This is a genomic window from uncultured Psychroserpens sp. (assembly GCF_947494225.1).
GTDB lineage: Bacteria > Bacteroidota > Bacteroidia > Flavobacteriales > Flavobacteriaceae > Psychroserpens.
The window spans coordinates 434,298-453,025 of the sequence record NZ_CANLUG010000003.1 but is presented as its reverse complement, the minus strand read 5'-3'; the positions used below and the strand labels follow the sequence as shown (position 1 = coordinate 453,025).

22 protein-coding genes are annotated in these 18,728 nt (G+C 34.6%); 17 read left to right on the top strand and 5 right to left on the bottom strand.

The annotated features are described in order from the left end of the window. Positions 1-132: 132 nt before the first annotated feature. From Q0893_RS09945 to Q0893_RS09930, 4 genes are read left to right on the top strand one after another with little or no spacing between them, the layout of a single operon-like run. The gene (locus Q0893_RS09945; protein WP_299274984.1) at positions 133-822 is read left to right on the top strand and encodes a DUF2490 domain-containing protein; all 690 of its coding nucleotides are present in this window, start codon (positions 133-135) and stop codon (positions 820-822) included. A 59-nt stretch (positions 823-881) separates the two neighbouring features. Continuing rightward, the gene (locus Q0893_RS09940) at positions 882-1,916 is read left to right on the top strand and encodes an o-succinylbenzoate synthase (protein WP_299274981.1); all 1,035 of its coding nucleotides are present in this window, start codon (positions 882-884) and stop codon (positions 1,914-1,916) included. A gap of 2 nt (positions 1,917-1,918) precedes the next feature. Then, the gene (locus tag Q0893_RS09935) at positions 1,919-2,863 is read left to right on the top strand and encodes a CPBP family intramembrane glutamic endopeptidase (RefSeq protein ID WP_299274978.1); all 945 of its coding nucleotides are present in this window, start codon (positions 1,919-1,921) and stop codon (positions 2,861-2,863) included. A gap of 18 nt (positions 2,864-2,881) precedes the next feature. Further along, the gene (locus Q0893_RS09930; protein WP_298902096.1) at positions 2,882-3,946 is read left to right on the top strand and encodes an AMP-binding protein; all 1,065 of its coding nucleotides are present in this window, start codon (positions 2,882-2,884) and stop codon (positions 3,944-3,946) included. Here the strand turns inward: Q0893_RS09930 and Q0893_RS09925 are convergent. Further along, positions 3,939-5,219, bottom strand: coding sequence for a nitrate/nitrite transporter (locus Q0893_RS09925; RefSeq protein WP_299274975.1), 1,281 nt, complete (start codon positions 5,217-5,219; stop codon positions 3,939-3,941). The two genes, Q0893_RS09930 and Q0893_RS09925, sit on opposite strands and share 8 nt — an antisense overlap. After that, a complete protein-coding gene (locus Q0893_RS09920; protein WP_298902092.1) occupies positions 5,219-6,847 on the bottom strand; it encodes an acyl-CoA carboxylase subunit beta in 1,629 nt (542 codons plus the stop codon). Before Q0893_RS09920 ends, Q0893_RS09925 begins: the two co-directional genes overlap by 1 nt. 145 nt (positions 6,848-6,992) lie before the next feature. Here Q0893_RS09920 and Q0893_RS09915 point away from each other — a divergent pair, with 145 nt between their 5' ends. The 8 genes from Q0893_RS09915 to ettA all read left to right on the top strand — a co-directional run bounded on the left by Q0893_RS09915 (position 6,993) and on the right by ettA (position 12,257). Further along, positions 6,993-7,352: a DoxX family protein gene (locus Q0893_RS09915; protein WP_298902091.1), complete on the top strand. Its 360-nt coding sequence runs from the start codon at positions 6,993-6,995 to the stop codon at positions 7,350-7,352. Between the two features lie 2 nt (positions 7,353-7,354). Next, positions 7,355-7,885 carry an NADPH-dependent FMN reductase gene (locus Q0893_RS09910; RefSeq protein WP_299274971.1) on the top strand — a complete coding sequence of 177 codons (531 nt, stop codon included), beginning with the start codon at positions 7,355-7,357 and terminating at the stop codon, positions 7,883-7,885. Between the two features lie 2 nt (positions 7,886-7,887). Beyond that, positions 7,888-8,169, top strand: coding sequence for a GNAT family N-acetyltransferase (locus Q0893_RS09905; RefSeq protein WP_298902087.1), 282 nt, complete (start codon positions 7,888-7,890; stop codon positions 8,167-8,169). Between the two features lie 10 nt (positions 8,170-8,179). Next, positions 8,180-8,617: a MarR family winged helix-turn-helix transcriptional regulator gene (locus tag Q0893_RS09900; RefSeq protein ID WP_298902085.1), complete on the top strand. Its 438-nt coding sequence runs from the start codon at positions 8,180-8,182 to the stop codon at positions 8,615-8,617. A 58-nt stretch (positions 8,618-8,675) separates the two neighbouring features. After that, positions 8,676-9,548: a pirin family protein gene (locus tag Q0893_RS09895; RefSeq protein ID WP_298902084.1), complete on the top strand. Its 873-nt coding sequence runs from the start codon at positions 8,676-8,678 to the stop codon at positions 9,546-9,548. A 17-nt stretch (positions 9,549-9,565) separates the two neighbouring features. Then, complete coding sequence (locus Q0893_RS09890; RefSeq protein WP_299274968.1) at positions 9,566-10,276, top strand: pirin family protein; 711 nt, start codon at positions 9,566-9,568, stop codon at positions 10,274-10,276. Between the two features lie 107 nt (positions 10,277-10,383). Beyond that, complete coding sequence (locus Q0893_RS09885) at positions 10,384-10,566, top strand: CAL67264 family membrane protein (RefSeq protein ID WP_243472163.1); 183 nt, start codon at positions 10,384-10,386, stop codon at positions 10,564-10,566. Further along, positions 10,566-12,257, top strand: a complete 1,692-nt coding sequence (ettA, locus tag Q0893_RS09880) for an energy-dependent translational throttle protein EttA (protein ID WP_298902080.1) — start codon at positions 10,566-10,568, stop codon at positions 12,255-12,257. Before Q0893_RS09885 ends, ettA begins: the two co-directional genes overlap by 1 nt. Before the next feature lie 51 nt (positions 12,258-12,308). Here the strand turns inward: ettA and Q0893_RS09875 are convergent, their stop codons facing one another. The 3 genes from Q0893_RS09875 to Q0893_RS09865 form a co-directional block, all read right to left on the bottom strand. Further along, positions 12,309-12,452: a hypothetical protein gene (locus Q0893_RS09875; RefSeq protein ID WP_298902079.1), complete on the bottom strand. Its 144-nt coding sequence runs from the start codon at positions 12,450-12,452 to the stop codon at positions 12,309-12,311. Between the two features lie 3 nt (positions 12,453-12,455). After that, positions 12,456-12,689 (bottom strand): hypothetical protein, encoded by a 234-nt coding sequence (locus Q0893_RS09870; RefSeq protein ID WP_204345307.1) that lies wholly within the window; start codon positions 12,687-12,689, stop codon positions 12,456-12,458. Positions 12,690-12,793: 104 nt separating this feature from the next. Continuing rightward, positions 12,794-13,591, bottom strand: coding sequence for an MBL fold metallo-hydrolase (locus Q0893_RS09865; RefSeq protein ID WP_298902078.1), 798 nt, complete (start codon positions 13,589-13,591; stop codon positions 12,794-12,796). A 170-nt stretch (positions 13,592-13,761) separates the two neighbouring features. On the opposite strand from Q0893_RS09865, the gene Q0893_RS09860 reads away from it, so the two are divergent. The 5 genes from Q0893_RS09860 to Q0893_RS09840 all read left to right on the top strand — a co-directional run bounded on the left by Q0893_RS09860 (position 13,762) and on the right by Q0893_RS09840 (position 18,725). After that, positions 13,762-15,105 carry a microtubule-binding protein gene (locus tag Q0893_RS09860; protein ID WP_298902077.1) on the top strand — a complete coding sequence of 448 codons (1,344 nt, stop codon included), beginning with the start codon at positions 13,762-13,764 and terminating at the stop codon, positions 15,103-15,105. 162 nt (positions 15,106-15,267) lie between these two features. After that, positions 15,268-15,450 carry a hypothetical protein gene (locus Q0893_RS09855; protein ID WP_298902076.1) on the top strand — a complete coding sequence of 61 codons (183 nt, stop codon included), beginning with the start codon at positions 15,268-15,270 and terminating at the stop codon, positions 15,448-15,450. Positions 15,451-15,473: 23 nt separating this feature from the next. Further along, a complete protein-coding gene (locus Q0893_RS09850) occupies positions 15,474-16,517 on the top strand; it encodes a hypothetical protein (RefSeq protein WP_298902075.1) in 1,044 nt (347 codons plus the stop codon). Positions 16,518-16,519: 2 nt separating this feature from the next. Continuing rightward, positions 16,520-16,750, top strand: a complete 231-nt coding sequence (locus Q0893_RS09845; RefSeq protein ID WP_298902074.1) for a hypothetical protein — start codon at positions 16,520-16,522, stop codon at positions 16,748-16,750. A gap of 16 nt (positions 16,751-16,766) precedes the next feature. After that, positions 16,767-18,725, top strand: coding sequence for an AAA family ATPase (locus Q0893_RS09840; protein ID WP_299274959.1), 1,959 nt, complete (start codon positions 16,767-16,769; stop codon positions 18,723-18,725). Positions 18,726-18,728 lie beyond the last annotated feature (3 nt).

Below are 18,728 nucleotides of genomic sequence, written 5' to 3'. Positions count from 1 at the left end.
GGAAAATTTGGATCTTGCATCTCTAATAATAGATTTCAGCTAAAGTACAAAATTGTTAAAAATCTGTTATTTACGACTAATGATTTTTACACAAAAAATGTAGATGTTATTTTGCAACAAAATAAACCAACAATGAAACTAAAACTTACTTTTCTTATCCTTTTTTGTATTTCAGTGAAAATGATGGCTCAAGTTGAATCTGGTAAAACAGGTGCTTGGTACATGTATTTCTATGACCATCAATTTAAAGAAAGTCAATTTGGAATTCAAGGAGATATACAATATCGAAATTGGAATTTAGGTGGCGATTTAGAACAACTACTACTGCGTTCTGGACTTACGTATAGACCCAAAGGGGTTAATGCTAAATTTACCTTAGGTTATGCGCATATTACGTCAGGAGCTTTTGGAGACAGTGACGATACGTCAACTGAAAGTAGAATTTATCAAGAAGCATTATTGCCTCATAAACTTGGAAATCGTGTTTATCTTACGCATCGCTTTAGATATGAACAGCGTTTTGTAGAAGATCAAGATTTTAGAACAAGATATCGTTATAATTTATTTTTGAATGTACCTTTTAATAAAAGTGCTTTAGAAAAAGGTGCCATATATGCTGCATTGTATAATGAATTATTCGTTAATGGTCAGCGTGATATTGGAGATAATAGAGAAGTAGAATTCTTTGATCGTAACCGTACTTATTTAGGTGTAGGTTATGTGCTAAAACCAGGAATGAAATTTCAATTGGGTTGGATGAACCAAAAGACAAATAGTGTTGGTAAAGCCCAATTACAGCTAAGTTTCCATCATAATTTCTAAGTCTATTTCTCAATCTTATTGCAGGCATATTTCTTATTTTTGTGGTGAGTACATAAATTATGATAGCAACGTATAAATCATATACACTACATTTTAAAAATGCCAGTGGCACATCTCGAGGAATCTTGAAAACAAAAGATACTTGGTTCATTATTATTGATGATAATGGAAAGAAAGGGATTGGAGAATGTGGTATGTTTAAAGGTTTAAGCTATGATGATAGACCAGATTTCGAATCTAAGCTGCAATGGGTTTGTGATCACATCTCTTTAGGACTTGATAACTTATACAAAGCGCTTAATGAGTTTCCTAGTATCCAGTTTGGATTAGAAATGGCCTTTAAGTCTTTAGATAGTAGTGATGGCTTTAAGTTGTTTCAATCTCCTTTTTCAAGAGGAGAGTCGTCAATTGCTATTAACGGACTTATTTGGATGGGAAATGAAGACTTTATGAGGACTCAGATAAAAGAAAAAATTCAGGCAGGTTTTCGATGTATAAAAATGAAAATTGGGGCTTTAGACTTTCAAACCGAATTGAAGCTTTTGAAATCCATTCGAAAAGAGTTCTCCGTAAATGATATTGAATTACGAGTAGATGCTAATGGAGCGTTTTCTATAGATGAAGCTTTGGAAAAATTAAAGCGATTATCTGATTTAAATTTACATTCTATTGAGCAACCCATTAAACAAGGACAATGGGAAGAAATGTCTAAGTTATGTTTAGAAACACCTTTACCCATAGCCTTAGATGAAGAACTTATTGGGATACATTCTGACGACATAAAAAAAGAATTACTTAAAGGTATTAATCCGCAATATATCATCTTAAAACCTACTTTGGTTGGAGGGTTCAATGGAAGCGAATCTTGGATTTCTCATGCCAATGAGCATGGCATTGGCTGGTGGATTACGAGTGCTTTAGAAAGTAATATTGGATTGAATGCTATCGCTCAATGGACCTATACACTTCAAAATAGATTACCACAAGGACTTGGTACAGGCGCTTTATTTACAAATAACTTTGATTCGCCATTAGTTGTAAAAAATGGTACATTGCACTACAGAAAACAAACACCTTGGAATTTTAATATTTAACTATGAATTATTTACAGCAAGCATATAAAGGGGAAAATGAACCTTGGAAAGTCATTTTAACTGTTTTGGTTGTTTCAGGACTTTTTATTTTTAATCTCATTTTTTTATTTTTCTTTGCAGACGGTTTTGATGTTATCGAAGAACAAAAAAAGTTGTTAGAATTAGTGCCAAGTAGAAACTTTTGGCTTGCATTTAACTTGCTGCCCTTTGCATTTCTATTATTGTTCCTGTTTTTGTTTGTTAAATTTTTGCATAAGCGCAGCCTGATGTCGCTTACAACAGCACGAGATAAAATTGATTGGAAACGTGTTTTCTTTTCGTTTTCGTTAATTACTGTTATTACCATTGGTTTATTTATGGTGAGCTATTTTTCAGACCCATCTAGTGTAACATTTCAACTAGACCCATTGAAATTCACCATTTTAGTTGTTGTAAGTTTACTCTTGTTTCCGCTTCAAATTGGTTTGGAAGAGTATCTTTTTAGAGGATATCTTATGCAGCAGTTGGCTATTGTCGTAAAAAACAGATGGTTCCCGCTAATTGTGACATCAGTGATGTTTGGTGTCTTGCATAGTGGAAATCCAGAGGTTGACGAAATGGGACCAATTGTTATGATATTTTATATAGGAACTGGTTTATTGTTGGGTATCATGACCTTAATGGATGATGGTTTAGAATTGGCCTTAGGATTTCATTTTGGTAATAACTTAATGGCATCTTTATTGGTAACATCAGATTGGTCGGCCTTACAAACCGACGCATTATTTAAATCTACTGCCACAGAAGCGAGTACTCACATTTCAGAGATCTTAATTCCTATTTTAATTGTATATCCTATTATTTTATTAATCATGGCCAAAAAGTACAAATGGAAGCATTGGAAAGCGAATTTGTTTGGTCGCGTAGAAGAACCGCCAAAAGAAGATTATAAAATTATAGGAGAGTAAGGCCATAACTAGCGTCAAATGACACCTCTATTTAATAAAATACATTTAAAATTTCGGCTAAACGGTATTAATTATGACCGCGAAGGACTTAAAGAAGTGGCTTATAGTTTAGTTAAGGAAGGTGAATCCTATGAACGAGTAACAGGTAATTTCCTGTTAGATTGGTTGGACGACAAAGACTTCGTCTTAGTTAAAACATCTGGCTCTACAGGAGTGCAAAAAACCATAAAACTCAAAAAGCAAGCCATGGTCAATTCTGCAATTATGACCGGTGATTTCTTTAAACTGAAACCAGGAGATACAGCACTGCATTGCCTGCCTAGTCAATATATAGCAGGTAAAATGATGCTTGTTAGAGCTATGATTCTGGGGCTTGAACTAGACATGGTGGCTCCATCTTCAATGCCTGCTTATCAGCATTTGAAACCTTATGATTTTTGTGCGATGATACCATTACAACTCAAGAAATCTTTAGGTCAATTGATGCAAATAAAGACGTTGATTGTTGGAGGAGCATCGGTTTCAAATAGTTTAAAAGAAGAATTGAAGGGTTTAGATACTAGAGTTTTTGAAACTTATGGGATGACCGAAACAGTTAGCCATATTGCCGTAAGGTGTCTTAATTTTACTTCGGAAAAAGGAGCACATTTTCAAATTTTAAAGGATATCAAAATACATGCCGATAACAGAGGGTGTTTAGTAATTGAAGCAAAGCAACTAACCGATGATATCATAACTACCAATGATGTTGTAGATGTGGTTTCTAAATCGGAGTTTGATATTATAGGACGTTTTGATAATATGATTAATTCTGGTGGTGTAAAACTATTTCCCGAATTAATTGAGGCAAAGCTTAGCGATAATATAAAATCAAGATTTTTTATTACTTCAGAACCTGATAAAGATTTAGGTCAAAAGGTTGTTCTTGTTTTAGAAGGTGATTCTAAAACATTCAATAAAGATGTTTTTGGAGGCTTATCAAAATTTGAAATCCCAAAAAAGGTATATCACACGACTAAATTTATTGAAACTGAAACAGGAAAACTTCAGCGCCAAAAGACGTTTAAGAGTATAATTAAGTAACTATCTTTTTAGTGTGCTTGTAAAGCATAAACGAGGCGATGCATCCTAGTATTGCAAAACCAGCCATAATACCAAAGGCAATTTGATGACCAGTTTCTAAGCCTTTGTAAGCATCTAAAAAATAACCATATAAAAGACCAGCAAAAATATCGGGTGTATAGCCTACTATAGAGATAAACCCAACAGCAGTACCAGTTATTGCCAAAGGAATTTTTGCCTCTTCTAATGTTGCAAAATAAAGAACTCTTGCAGAATAAACACCCAAAGCCATAGTGCCAATTGATAATATAAATAATACTACAGAATTATCACTAATGATTCCCGAGGCAAAAATAAGACTAGTAAAGGCCATCAATATAAAACCGATGACAATCCATAAAGAGGCTCTAGTACGATCGGCTAATAACCCGATAACAACACCAATAACAGGTCTCATATAAAGAAGATAGGTTCCAATTTTTGCTGCTTCAATCTTATTGTAGAGCATTACTTCTTCGGCGTATTGACTAAAAATATCTGTCATTTTGTAGCCATGATATGCACATAAAATGATAATCATGAGAAGCCAAACCGACTTATATTTCATTACTGTTTTGAAATTGTCTAAAGTTAGAAACTTGTCTTTATGTTTATGAACTGGTTCTTCAATTTTGAATCGTAAAAAGAAAAATACGAGAGCAGCAATAACCATAACAGCAAAAGACGTATAGGTAATGACATGCTTAAATGCATCACGACGTTCTTCAATAGATGTGAGTTCTATGTCTTTGGTAATAAATAATGAGAATATTAAAACACCAACAGATCCAAAAATAGCTGCAACTAAACCTCGACCACCATCTAAGAAACCAAAAGCAATACCTTGCTTATTACTACCTCCCCAAATTCTAGTAGCTTTTATCATGGCTGCCCAAAACAAAAATATTGTAGTAAAGCCCCAGAATCCATAAAGTACATGCAGATTAAATAATGTCGGGTAGGTCGCTAAATAAAGACCGCCAACAGCTGTAAGAAATAATGCAACAGACATTAATACATGAGGTCGGAACTTGTCGGCTAAAGGACCACCAAATAGGTAAGAAAAAAGAGCAACTGTTCCATAGATAGAAAAGCAACTTCCCAACTGGACGTTCGTAATAGAGAACGATTCTAAAAACGTGGTTTTAAAAATTCGTTGTAAAACGAAAGGTAAAATAAAAACAGCCTCAGCCGCTAATATGAGTAATATTATGACATAAATGGGTTGTTTGTTCTTTTTCTCTTGAAGTGCCATTATACTTGCAGTACCCCCATATTAAATGGCTTTTCAATAGGAGCGTGGTCGGCCGCTTCTATTCCCATACTTATCCAAGTTCTAGTGTCTAAAGGATTAATTACGGCATCCGTCCAAATTCGAGCCGCTGCATAATAAGGAGATACTTGATCGTCGTATCTATTTTTAATCTTATCAAATAGTTCTTTTTCTTTTTCAGGAGTTATTTTTTCGCCTTGCTTTTCAAGCGATGCCTTTTCAATTTGCAATAATACTTTAGCTGCACTATTACCACTCATTACTGCTAATTCGGCACTTGGCCAGGCCACAATTAGTCTAGGGTCGTAGGCCTTTCCACACATGGCATAATTTCCTGCTCCATAGCTATTTCCTATAACAATAGTGAATTTTGGTACCACCGAATTACTTACGGCATTTACCATTTTAGCGCCATCTTTAATAATGCCACCATGTTCAGATTTACTTCCTACCATAAATCCTGTTACGTCTTGTAAAAAGACCAAAGGTATTTTCTTCTGATTGCAGTTAGCAATAAAACGCGTGGCCTTATCTGCACTGTCATTGTAGATAACACCACCAAATTGCATTTCCCCCTTTTTTGTTTTTACAAGTTTACGCTGGTTGGCAACAATACCAACTGCCCATCCGTCAATTCTGGCATAAGCTGTAATAATAGTTTGACCATAGCCTTTCTTGTATTCATCAAATTCAGAATTATCAACAAGACGAGATATAATTTCTCTCATATCGTATTGATCTGCTCGTGAGCGCGGTAATATTCCGAAAACATCATCAGGATTAGCGTTTGGTTTTTTTGAAGCTACACGATTAAAACCAGCTTTATCGTAATCTCCAATTTTATCCATTAAACGTTGTATGGTACTTAGTGCGTCTTTGTCGTCTTTGGCTTTATAATCGGTAACACCAGAAATTTCACAATGAGTTGTGGCTCCTCCTAAAGTCTCATTATCAATAGATTCTCCAATAGCTGCCTTAACTAAATAACTTCCAGCTAGGAAAATACTACCTGTCTTGTCAACAATTAAGGCTTCATCACTCATTATAGGTAAGTAGGCTCCACCTGCAACACAACTTCCCATTACGGCGGCTATTTGTGTAATACCCATACTGCTCATTACAGCATTGTTTCTAAAAATGCGGCCAAAATGCTCTTTATCAGGAAAAATCTCATCTTGCATAGGTAAAAACACACCTGCCGAATCTACCAAATAAATAATGGGTAATCTGTTTTCAATAGCAATTTCCTGAGCTCTTAAGTTCTTTTTACCAGTGATAGGAAACCATGCACCAGCTTTCACTGTGGCGTCATTAGCAACAACAATACATTGTTTGCCTTTTACATATCCTATTTTTACTACAACACCACCTGAAGGGCAACCACCATGTTCTTTATACATTCCTTCTCCAGCAAAGGCGCCAACTTCTATAGATGGTTTTTTTGAATCCAGCAAGAAGTCTATACGCTCTCGAGCAGTCATTTTACCTTTGGCATGATGTTTAGTAATGCGTTTCTCTCCACCACCAAGTTTAACCTTGGCTAAGCGTTTTTTTAATTCTGATAGGAGTAATTTATTATGATCTTCGTTTTTATTGAAGTTTAAATCCATAGTGTGTTTTTATTTCCTACGAATTTACAAAACCCATAACGGATTAGAAAGTGAATAATTTGTTAAAATATGTTACACGGAAATAGTTTCCTAGGTATATATTAAATATTTTTTGTATATTTGTACCAACAAAAACCAATTTAAGATGAAAAGAGATAGAATTATTTATTATGTTGCTACCGGATTACTAACGTTATTGATGTTGTTTTCAGTAAGTATGTATTTTTTTAAGCACGATGATGTGGCAGAAATGTTTACAAGTTTTGGATATCCAACCTATATTATATATCCTTATGCTGTAGCAAAACTTTTAGGGCTATTCGCATTATGGAACCCTAATTTTAAAATCATTAAAGAGTGGGCATATGCTGGGTTCTTTTTTGCCTTTGTCCTTGCTTTTTTTGCGCATTATATGATTGGTGACGGCGAGCAAACAGGAGCATTGGTAGCACTTATATTACTAAGTGTATCGTACATTTTTAACAAGAGAATTAACAAACAATAATTATGAAGAAAATAATTGCCTTTGCAGGAAGTAATAGTAAAAACTCGATTAATAAACAATTATCTATTTATGCAGCCTCACTTGTGGAGAATGGTGATGTTACAGTTTTAGATTTAAATGATTTTGAATTACCTATCTACAGTATTGATTTTGAAATAGAACACGGTATTCCAGATAATGCTCGTAATTTTTTAGAGCATATTAAATCTTCAGACGGCATCGTTTTGTCACTGGCAGAACACAATGGAGCCTATGCTACTGTTTTTAAAAATATTTTTGATTGGATGTCAAGAATTGATAATAAACTATGGAGTGATAAACCCATGTTGTTAATGGCAACATCTCCAGGCGGAAGAGGTGGAACAACTGTATTAGAAATAGCGAAAGGACGCTTCCCATATATGGGAGGTAATATTGTTGGAGTTTTTTCATTACCTTCTTTTGGAGCTAATTTTGAAGGAGGAAAAATGTCTAATGAAGAATTAAATCAACAGTTAATTGAAGAGGTAAAACAATTTGAAAATAGTCTATAATCATGGAGATTAAACATGAAGATTATGGTAACAAAGGTCGTTTCTATTATGAATTGAACGGCAAAGAAAAAGGGCTTATGACCTATAGTCATGCTGGCGCCGACAAAATAATTATTGATCATACGGAAGTAGATCCGTCTTTAAAAGGTCAAGGTATAGGTTATATGTTGGTAGAAGCATCTGTAGATTATGCACGAGCTAATAGTATTAAGATTTTACCTTTATGTCCTTTTGCCGCTGCAGTATTCAAAAAGAGAACTAAATATAATGATGTGTTATTCTAAAATTTAAACTATGGGAGATATTTCTAAAGATATTAATTCGACATTTCCAAACGATAAAGTCAAGGCACTATTAAATATTATTTATACAGCTAACTGGATAAATAGTCATCAAAATGCTTTCTTTAAACCTTACGGAATATCACCGCAGCAATTTAATATTTTAAGGATTTTAAGAGGAGCAGGTAAAGCTATAAAAGTGCAAACCATTAAAGAACGAATGTTAGAGCGTGCACCTAATGCAACACGATTAATGGATAAATTATGCGATAAGTCATTGATAAGACGTTTGCCATGCCCAGGAGATAGGCGAGTTGTACATATTGAAATTACTCAAAACGGACGCAATTTGTTAGACCTTATCTCTAAAGAGTTTAAAGAAGATTTATTAGAAAATTTAACTGAAAAAGAAGCAAGTACTCTTAGTGACTTGCTCGACAAAATACGTTGACCGTATTTTTTTAACCAAATAGTTTCCATGGAAACTATTGTAATTAAAGATTATTAAAATGAAACTAAATACTATAAAAAGAGCAGGGAAGAGCCATTTTGTAAATATGGGACCAATTCGCTTAAGACAGCCTTTTCCAACACAAGCCATAGAAATGATTGATCCATTTATATTATTACATCATTATGGACCTTATGAGATATCCGAAACTAATAACCCGTTCGATTTGGGACCACATCCTCATCGAGGATTTGAACCCGTAACATTTTTGGTGCAGGGTGAGCAATTACATCGCGATTCTTTAGGTAATGAAAGTGTGGTAAAAGCAGGAGATGTGCAATGGACAACCGCTGGTAGGGGTATTATTCATGCCGAAGGCCCAACAAAGAACCTTGTCAAAAAGGGAGGAACTATTGAAGGTATTCAATTATGGTTAAATCTTCCTGCCGAAAAAAAAATGATGTCGTCCAATTATCAGCATGCAAGACATGAGGATTTTAACGTGATTTTTTCCGAAGATAGAAATGTTGAAACACGAGTTATAGCCGGAGCGTTAAATAATAGCTATGGCAAAATAGCCACTCAAACTCCCGTAAATGCCTTTATGATTGATGCGAAAGCGGGAGGAGAAGAGTTTATAAGTTATTCAGATACGCACCAAGGGCTATTGTACTTACTCAATGGTAAGGTAAATGTTAACAATGTGGAGCATATTGAACTAGATAAAAATCAACTAATGGAGTTCAATCAAGATGGAGAAGGATTCTCTATAAAGGCCGAAAAGGATAGCAAGTTGTTATTCTTGTCTGGAGCACCTATTAAGGAACCAGTAGCAACATACGGACCTTATGTAATGAACTCACAAACTGAATTATTGGAAGCAATGCGCGATTATCAAATGGGTAAAATGGGCTTTCTTCCAGCACATTAAATTGAGATAGAAATATTATGAAAACTATAGTACACAAAGCAGAAACAAGAGGATATGCGAATCATGGATGGTTAACATCTTATCATAGCTTTAGTTTTGCAAATTATCAAAATCCAGAGCGAATGAATTTTGGAGCATTACGTGTCTTAAATGATGATATTGTTCAACCTAAAATGGGGTTTGGGACACATCCTCATCAAAATATGGAAATAATTTCAATTCCTTTAAAAGGCGCCTTGTCGCATAAAGATAGCATGGGAAATGTAAGGGCTATTGAAGTAGGTGAAGTGCAAGTAATGAGTGCAGGTACAGGATTGACGCATTCTGAGTTTAACGCGAGCTCAACTGATGAAACTAACTTTCTTCAGTTGTGGATCATTCCAAAAGAATCGAATGTAGCGCCTAATTATGAGCAACGACAGTTTACTGTCGAAGAGAATAAACTTCAAACGCTTGTAGCACCAACAGGCAAATTAGATGGGCTTGCTTTACCTATTAATCAAGAAGCCTATATTTATCGTGCTCGCTTGGATGAGTCTAGTCGGGTAGACTTGAAGGTTAAATCTATTCAAAATGGATTCTATATTTTTGTTGTTGAAGGAGAAGTTTCTGTAGCTAATGATAAGCTAGGAAGCAGAGATGCAATTGGTGTTTTTGACACCGAAAATATTGAAATTAAAGCAACTAAGAATTCAGAATTGATTATTGTTGAAGTCCCTATGCATTGATAAAACATAATCTATTAATAGAGAAAAAGCATTCTAATTTAGAATGCTTTTTTTTAGTTTAAAATCACGATATTTGTGGTTAGACTAACTATCTAAAATTAAGAAATATGGCTATGAATAAAAATACTGTGTTAGCATGGGCTACCACAATAATGATAATAGTAGGACTTGGATTAATAGCACTTGGAGCCTTTCGCTATGACGAAGTAGCAGGTTGGGGTTTTGCTGCTGTTGGTATAGGTTTTTTTGCTATTGCTTGGGTGTTTAATGCTTTAAAAGGGAGAGTATAATGAGTGACGATAAAAAAATAATTTTCTCAATGTCTGGTGTAACAAAGACGTTTCAGTCTGCTAATACACCTGTTCTTAAAAATATATATCTCAGTTTTTTTTATGGAGCTAAAATTGGAATATTAGGTCTCAATGGTTCTGGTAAATCAACCCTTCTTAAAATAATTGCGGGTGTTGATAAAAACTATCAAGGAGATGTCGTGTTTTCTCAAGATTACTCTGTAGGATACTTAGAACAAGAGCCTAAGCTCGATGACGATAAAACAGTTATGGAAGTAGTAAGAGAAGGTGCCGCCGAGACTGTTGCTATTTTAGACGAGTATAACAAAATTAATGACCAATTTGGCTTGGAAGAAGTTTATAGTAACCCTGATAAAATGGAGAAGCTAATGAACCGTCAAGCTGAACTTCAAGATCAAATAGACGCTTCAAATGCATGGGAATTAGATACTAAATTGGAAATCGCAATGGACGCTTTACGTACACCGGATGGCGATAAGAAAATTGGTGTTTTATCTGGTGGAGAACGTCGTCGTGTGGCTTTATGTCGTTTGTTATTGAAAGAACCAGACGTGTTGTTATTGGATGAGCCTACCAACCATTTGGATGCCGAATCTGTACATTGGTTAGAACATCATTTAGCTCAATATAAAGGAACGGTTATAGCAGTAACTCACGATAGATATTTCTTGGATAATGTTGCTGGATGGATTTTAGAACTCGATAGAGGTGAAGGTATTCCATGGAAAGGAAATTATTCATCTTGGTTAGACCAAAAATCGAAGCGAATGGCGCAAGAAAGTAAAACCGCATCTAAACGTCAAAAAACGCTAGAACGTGAGCTAGAATGGGTACGTCAAGGAGCTAAGGGTCGTCAAACTAAGCAAAAAGCTCGTTTAAAGAATTATGATAAACTCATGAGCCAGGATCAAAAGCAATTGGATGAAAAATTAGAAATTTACATCCCAAATGGACCACGATTAGGTACAAATGTTATTGAAGCTAAAGGTGTGAGTAAAGGATATGATGATAAGCTATTGTATGAAGATTTAAATTTCAATTTACCTCAAGCAGGAATTGTTGGAGTTATTGGACCCAATGGTGCTGGTAAGACTACCATTTTTAGAATGATAATGGGAGAAGAAACACCAGATAAAGGAGAATTTGTTGTTGGTGACACTGCTAAAATTGCTTATGTAGATCAAGCGCATTCTAATATTGATCCCAATAAATCAATCTGGCAGAACTTTAGTGATGAGCAGGAACTAGTTATGATGGGAGGAAAACAGGTAAACTCTAGGGCTTATCTCAGCCGTTTTAATTTTTCGGGTAGTGAGCAAAATAAAAAAGTAGATTTGTTATCTGGAGGAGAACGAAACCGATTGCATTTAGCAATGACACTTAAAGAGGAAGGCAATGTTTTACTTTTAGATGAGCCTACCAACGATCTAGATGTTAATACGTTGAGAGCTTTAGAAGAGGGTTTAGAAAACTTTGCAGGATGTGCTGTTGTTATTTCTCACGACAGATGGTTTTTAGATCGTATTTGCACGCATATTTTAGCTTTTGAAGGAGATAGCCAAGTTTACTTCTTTGAAGGTAGTTTTTCAGATTATGAAGAAAATAAGAAGAAACGCTTAGGAGGTGATTTAATGCCTAAACGAATTAAATATAAAAAGTTGGTGAGATAATTGTCTTTTCCAATAAAGAATAAAAAAAAGCCAGCAATCGCTGGCTTTTTTTTATTCTTTATTTATTTGTTTTCTAAGTGCTTTATTCTCTTTTTTTAGGGCATAAACTTTAACTAAGTTTAATACCAATAGGCCTAAAATTGTAACTAAAGCAATAGATAATATCGTTGTTATTTTTGCAAGATTAGTATCCATAATTTAATTGTTATTATTGTCATACAAATGCCCATCAGTGAAATCTTGATAGCTTTTATCTATTTCAGATTTATAGAAACTGTTATCGGTTAACCTTTTGTTTTCTGCCTTTAACTTATACATTTTAATAATTGCAATAGCAATGAAAATTAAAAATATAGAAGCCGTTACAATGAGAACTATGGTTAGCTGCATCGTGCTTACGAGTGAAATATTTGAAGTATAAGTAGTTAGCATTACACTAGGTTTGTCTTGATTTGGTCTTCAAATATACAATAATATTTAAAAAACAAGCAATTTATCTATAAAAAGTTACACTTAATCGATAAAACAAGCTGAAATTAGCGATACCATTCCAATTGAACGACCTCTATGCTTTCGTCGCCTTGATGTATCAATGTTTTGAATTTTTCAACGTCGCTCATCCCATCTTTTCCTCTGTAATGGTAAGGATAAACAGCTTTCGGTTTAAATTCTAATACCGCTTCTGCAGCCTTATCAATCGTCATTGTCCAAGGTAAATTCATGCATACAAATGCCTTGTCTATATTTTCAAGAGCGCGCATTTCAGGAATATCTTCGGTATCACCAGATATATAAATGCGTTCATCTCCAAGCGTTAATACATAACCATTTCCACGTCCTTTAGTATGAAACTGCAAAGCGTCTTTTCTCAAATTATACATTGGTATTGCCTTAAACACTAAACCATCTAAGGCGATAGAGTCTCCGTTATTGAGGGTCACAGTTTTTTGTGGGTTTATATCCTCTGGGAACCTGTCAAAAACAGCTTTTGGAGCAATAATAGTGGTAGCCGATAAATCTAGAGCTTTTAATGTTTCAATATTAAAATGATCTCCATGGATATCTGTGATTAAAATAAACTCGGGAGCAGAAAATGACGCAAATGTCTCGGCGCCACCAGTTGGGTCTACATAAATATCCTTGTTCTTAAAGGTTAACACCATTGTAGCATGCGAAATAGGATGAATCTCTAAGCTATTATCTTCCTTTGATGCGTTGGTAACAACATCTTCATTATTAGACTCTATAGTATCAATAGCATTTTCTTTAGAATCTGTTTTACATGAAAAAACAGAGATACAGGCAGCAATCATTAAAAGGTTTAGGTATTTCATAGCATATCATTTTAAAACCTAAAGATAATTACAAATCGATAACGAATAAAGTTTGTAACAAAATATTATATTTTACTACTGATATTTTAGGTAGATTAAGTTTTAAAAATCATATTTTTTAACGAAATTGCTTGTCCTAAATATTGTTCAACTTTAATACACAACATAATATGTCTGATGATTTTGATTTATTAGAAACAAATTCCAACGAAAAAACTGAGAAAGTAGATGTAAATTGGGGAAAGGCCATAGACCAAATGAAGTCTAAATTGGCGCAAGAGGATGATCCAGAAAGTCGTCAGAAAATACTTAACGCAACATTAGATAATGTTGTAGATATGGCAGAAAAAGATAGATCCACCTTACTTGATGCTATTAAGGACCTTACTGATTATCAGGATGAAGTAGGTATTATGTTTGAAGGTTTTTCAGCATTAAACGCTGCCGAACAGAAAATCATAGATGATGCGATAAAGCGTTTAGAGCGTGCAAAGGTAGAGTTAGAAGATGCTAACAAAACACCCGATACTTGGTGGAACAACCTTTGGGGACGAAAAAGTAAGATCAAGAAAGCAGAAGAGGAGCTTCAAGCTGCCCAAAAAGAAAGAGATGCCTCAGATAATAAAGCAAAGGCTTTATTTCAACAACGTATCGAAAGCGCAGATGTACAAACACTCTTAAATGAGTTGTCATTTAAAAGTCAAGCAGCAATTAAACGTTTAAAAGATCGTGAGCTTGAAATCAAAGAAGTTGAAGAAAGTTTAAAAACGGCAATTGTCGAAGCAAGTAATAACCATACAAAGGCTTTAGAAAAGAAGAAGCAAGTAGAGGCACAGTTAGAAGAACAATATGCCTTGTTAAAACAAGCGCGTCAAGCATTAGAAGAGGTTGCAGATAAACAATCTACAGAATATTCCGAAGCCTTAGAAAAAGTAACGCAACTTGAGCAAAAAGTTGAAGAGTTAGAAGGCCTTAAAAATGCTTATACGACATTAGCGGCTTCAAAAGATAGTTTCGTACATAAACATAACTTAACTATAAAAGTATTAACATCTCTGCGTAGTAATTTACAAACACATCGTGCTAAATTAAAGAGTGATACTGATGAACGTTTGAAGTATTACGATGGATATGTTGTGGCGTTAAAAGCAAGAACAGATCAAGAGTTTGCAGCTATTTTAGAGCATTTAGGTGTGAAAACAGATGAACATATTGGAGAAACCTTAGCTGCGATGCATACAGCTAGTGCTAAAGCACGTCAGGAAATGATGGATAATATTCCTGTTCATGAAAAAGTAATGCAAGGTGTATATGGAAGTTATGCAGAAGCCTTGAAAGAGATTAGAACGAAGGATTCTGAAATCCAGAAAAACTTTGCAGATCGCTATGGTATTGATATGAAAGAGATTTTCGATGAATATTATAATGCAGATCCAAATGCACCTGGAGATGGAGGCGGTGAACCAGAAGGTGAACCAAAACCAGAATCTAACGACGACGATTTATTGTCCTAAACCTCGTATTAGGCGATTTTTTGAAAAAAAAAGCGTAATAACAAATTAATGGGCGTTACCCTCTTTCGTTGAAAAACTACAGAGGGTCAGGCTTTCCTCTATATCTTTTTTCTGAAAAACGAAAAAAGGATACCGTATCAATCCTTAACGCAGAACATAATTATGAATAGAAAATATTTTTTAGTGTCTTTTACGTTGGTATTATTAGCCTCAGGCTTTATTACATTTATCTATTTCTCTAATGATCACACAGCGTGTGAAACATTAACTGAAATAACTCAAGGGGAACAAGGCGAAACGGTAAAGACAGAAACTCATGTTTGTAAAGAGAAATTCAATTTTTAAATCATAGAAGGTATAGCTAACAAATGATTGTAACACCATTAGATTCGGCAGTATTAGACTCTAAAGAGCAGTATGTGTTTTATCATAAAATGATAGACTTTACGCTTAAAGAATTGATTGTTGCAGTGCAGCAAAAACAAATCCTTAATGAGCAGGAGGTTATTTTGTTTAAACAGTATTGCGATTTGTTATTATATTCTATAGAGGCTATGCGCGTAAAATACATGTATGATGAGGAGGAAAATATGAAGGTAGATTTAACCGACTCTGGGTTTCCAAACTATTTAGAATTTCGTTACCTCTTTAACGATTTAGGCTTACGTGAAGATTACTTAGGAAAATTAACCAATATTGATGTATTAAAACAGGAATTTCTGGATACTTTGTTGAGAAAGAAAGAACCAATTGCTAAACGAAAGTTATTTCAAGCATCTTCAATTGTTTATTATACATCGGCGAAGAAAGAATACATATTTAATCGTTTTGTTCAAGGTAAAATCATCGAAGCTCCTCAGGGATCTCCGGGACAATACCTTGTAAGCTGGAGTTTTTATGAGGTCTCACATAATAGGCCGTTTATTTGTTATATGTATTTTAATTATGATGGTAGTCATCCACAAAAAGATAGAGAGGATATCTATTATGCGTTAAAAACAGTAGCAGATCGTGAATTGGCATTAGACATGATGGCCTATGCTATAGATAAACGATTGCCTAAAGTGTTCCCTAAATTGGTAAAACGTGTAGACTTAGGGCCAATTCATAACGTTTTTGCAAAAGATGAAAATAAGGTAACACATGCCATATTAGAAGGGATTTCTAAAAAAACAATTCCACTAGAATCGTATGCCATTTCATTTAAGATAGACGAGGTGAGTTCAAAAAGCGAATTCAAAGAAGGAAGTTTCTTTAGTAAACAAACTTTTCAGAACTGGGATGCGGTATTTAGACAGCGCTATATTTTTGCACCTCATAGAATCATACAGTTATTGTATAACAAAACCCCTGAAATTATGAATAAGTTGGCAAAAGCACCTATTCAGATTGCAGATTTAAACATGAAGTAAAATTGAATCAAACTTTTAAATATTCTCCTCCATTAAAATACATATTAAGTATTCCATTAGGTTTGTTGGGAGGTTTAATGTTTGTGTGGAATATCTTTATGATGCCAGAGTGGTATGTGAAAATTTTCACTGTAATTTTTGCTAGCCTAGGCTACGATTTTCATGCCACTTCATTTAAACATATAAAGGGCTACAGGATTACAATTGACAACTATAAATTAAAGACACAATAAAAAATTAAAAAGCAGTATGGAGCATAATTCCACATTTCCTATAAAACAAAACGAACTCGATATGCTTCGTGATGAAGCCACATCTTACATTAAAAGTATTCAATGGGAGCAGGGTCAACGCGCAAAAAACAAAGATAAAGACGCTAAAGACGAGTCTATATTATTGTATTTGTCAAGAGCTAAAGGAAATGGTGGTGCTGAAATCACTTCAGTTTCTAAAACAATATTAGAGCTGAAAAAGCGGCTATTACCAGAGTCGATAGCCATTCCTTTACATCTTAATCAAACGCTATATGCAGTTCAAGAAGGCATAACACTTGGGATTTGGATAAAAGACAGTTATTATGACGCTTCTGGCTTATCTAGTTTATCCGAAAATAAATCAGCTTTAGATGCTTCTGGAAAGCGTGAGTACGAAAGTAAAATGCAAACAGGAACAGCATTTATGTTGTTTGCAACGGCATACAAAATATTACATGATTTAAAAACGGTTGCATCTGATGATTTGAGTGTGATGAAGAACAAATTCGCGGGCATTCCGGAGGTGTCCTTAATGTCACCTCTTAAAGGGATCTCATGTGCCTTATTCTATTATGACAAATATTTAGGACATCCAGAGATTATCAAATCAGATAAAGATGTCATCGATTTTACTGTAGTTTATTTTGAAGCCTTAATTGCCGAAATCCAAATGCGTAAGAGTAGTTTGGAATATACAGAAACGGTAACAGATAGAACCTATAAACTAGAACATTCAGATTTTGCTGTTTCAGGTTGGGATAATGTATTTCAAGGTGCAGCGAAAAGTGTTGAATTTAATAAAATTCAATTTGAGCAGATCGTTGGAAACAGAGATGCAAAGCATTTTGCACGTCGTTTAACCGAACGTATGTTAAGTTACGATTTTGATGCGAAGAAAAACCCATTTCAAGAATTAGGCGGTTTCATGCCAGTATTTATGGGATATGGAATTCCTGGGACGGGAAAAAGTATGTTGATTGCAGCCATTGCAACCCGTTTAAAAGAGCACTGTGATAATTTAGATATTCCGTTTTTGTTCCATCCAATGCCAGATACTTTAATTTCTACGTTTCAAGGTGGATCTGCAGAGAAAATGGTAGAATGGATGAAGCCATTACAGGACCCGTCAAAACTCATATTTGCACCAATTGATGATGCCGAAAACAATTTGCAAGAGCGTACTGCTCAAGGAGTTTCTGCAGGTGTTAAAGAAGTGATTGGCGTGTTTTTGAGGTATACCGAAGGTGCTTATGCAGTGAACTACGGAAATAGTTCAATAGGATTGTTTACCAATTTGCCAGAAATGTTGGATAAAGCTGTTATTTCTCGTGTTCAAGGTCGTTTCAAAATTGATGGAGCACGTACAGAACATGATTTCTTAGACCAAGATCATCTGTGGTGGCGAAAGTTAGACTCAACCATGCCCGACTTTGTAAATATGCAAGGACCAAGTGATTATGACTATTTACAAGATCAAGGTTTGGCCAAGAATATGGGTGAAATTTTAAACGTGTCTGATAAACCAACAGAAGAACGTGTATTAGAAGCATATGATAAGGTAGAAAAACAATTTAAATCAACAGAACATTTATTCTACGCCAATTTGTATAAAGAAATTCAGAAGTTGTTTCCGTTTTTCTCATCACGAGATGTGCGTAATATTCAAAGTGCAGTATCACTACGTTTAACCGATTTTGATTTAGAACAGGATTGGTTTGAGAATCCAGACATTTATTTCAAAAAGGACTATGAAACCAAGTTTAATATGCTTCAAGAATTGATGCGTGCAAATATGAAAGGTTTAGATTTTTCAGAAATACGTCGTCAAGAGGTAGTGCGCTATTTAGATAACGTAGCAACCATTGCCGATACCGATTTTAAACGAAAAGTAGATGCTAGAATCAATCAATTAAATATTGAAACTGAAGCAAGAGAACAGTTTGGGAAAAGATAATAG

Coding starts and splice junctions, on each gene's coding strand:
- Q0893_RS09930 (WP_298902096.1), top strand. CDS start 2,882: ATGACACCTCTATTTAATAAAATACATTTAAAATTTCGGCTAAACGGT.
- Q0893_RS09840 (WP_299274959.1), top strand. CDS start 16,767: ATGGAGCATAATTCCACATTTCCTATAAAACAAAACGAACTCGATATG.
- Q0893_RS09905 (WP_298902087.1), top strand. CDS start 7,888: ATGGAGATTAAACATGAAGATTATGGTAACAAAGGTCGTTTCTATTAT.
- Q0893_RS09900 (WP_298902085.1), top strand. CDS start 8,180: ATGGGAGATATTTCTAAAGATATTAATTCGACATTTCCAAACGATAAA.
- Q0893_RS09940 (WP_299274981.1), top strand. CDS start 882: ATGATAGCAACGTATAAATCATATACACTACATTTTAAAAATGCCAGT.
- Q0893_RS09890 (WP_299274968.1), top strand. CDS start 9,566: ATGAAAACTATAGTACACAAAGCAGAAACAAGAGGATATGCGAATCAT.
- Q0893_RS09865 (WP_298902078.1), bottom strand. CDS start 13,591: ATGAAATACCTAAACCTTTTAATGATTGCTGCCTGTATCTCTGTTTTT.
- ettA (WP_298902080.1), top strand. CDS start 10,566: ATGAGTGACGATAAAAAAATAATTTTCTCAATGTCTGGTGTAACAAAG.
- Q0893_RS09935 (WP_299274978.1), top strand. CDS start 1,919: ATGAATTATTTACAGCAAGCATATAAAGGGGAAAATGAACCTTGGAAA.
- Q0893_RS09910 (WP_299274971.1), top strand. CDS start 7,355: ATGAAGAAAATAATTGCCTTTGCAGGAAGTAATAGTAAAAACTCGATT.
- Q0893_RS09945 (WP_299274984.1), top strand. CDS start 133: ATGAAACTAAAACTTACTTTTCTTATCCTTTTTTGTATTTCAGTGAAA.
- Q0893_RS09860 (WP_298902077.1), top strand. CDS start 13,762: ATGTCTGATGATTTTGATTTATTAGAAACAAATTCCAACGAAAAAACT.
- Q0893_RS09875 (WP_298902079.1), bottom strand. CDS start 12,452: ATGGATACTAATCTTGCAAAAATAACAACGATATTATCTATTGCTTTA.
- Q0893_RS09895 (WP_298902084.1), top strand. CDS start 8,676: ATGAAACTAAATACTATAAAAAGAGCAGGGAAGAGCCATTTTGTAAAT.
- Q0893_RS09855 (WP_298902076.1), top strand. CDS start 15,268: ATGAATAGAAAATATTTTTTAGTGTCTTTTACGTTGGTATTATTAGCC.
- Q0893_RS09925 (WP_299274975.1), bottom strand. CDS start 5,219: ATGGCACTTCAAGAGAAAAAGAACAAACAACCCATTTATGTCATAATA.
- Q0893_RS09920 (WP_298902092.1), bottom strand. CDS start 6,847: ATGGATTTAAACTTCAATAAAAACGAAGATCATAATAAATTACTCCTA.
- Q0893_RS09885 (WP_243472163.1), top strand. CDS start 10,384: ATGGCTATGAATAAAAATACTGTGTTAGCATGGGCTACCACAATAATG.
- Q0893_RS09915 (WP_298902091.1), top strand. CDS start 6,993: ATGAAAAGAGATAGAATTATTTATTATGTTGCTACCGGATTACTAACG.
- Q0893_RS09850 (WP_298902075.1), top strand. CDS start 15,474: ATGATTGTAACACCATTAGATTCGGCAGTATTAGACTCTAAAGAGCAG.
- Q0893_RS09870 (WP_204345307.1), bottom strand. CDS start 12,689: ATGCTAACTACTTATACTTCAAATATTTCACTCGTAAGCACGATGCAG.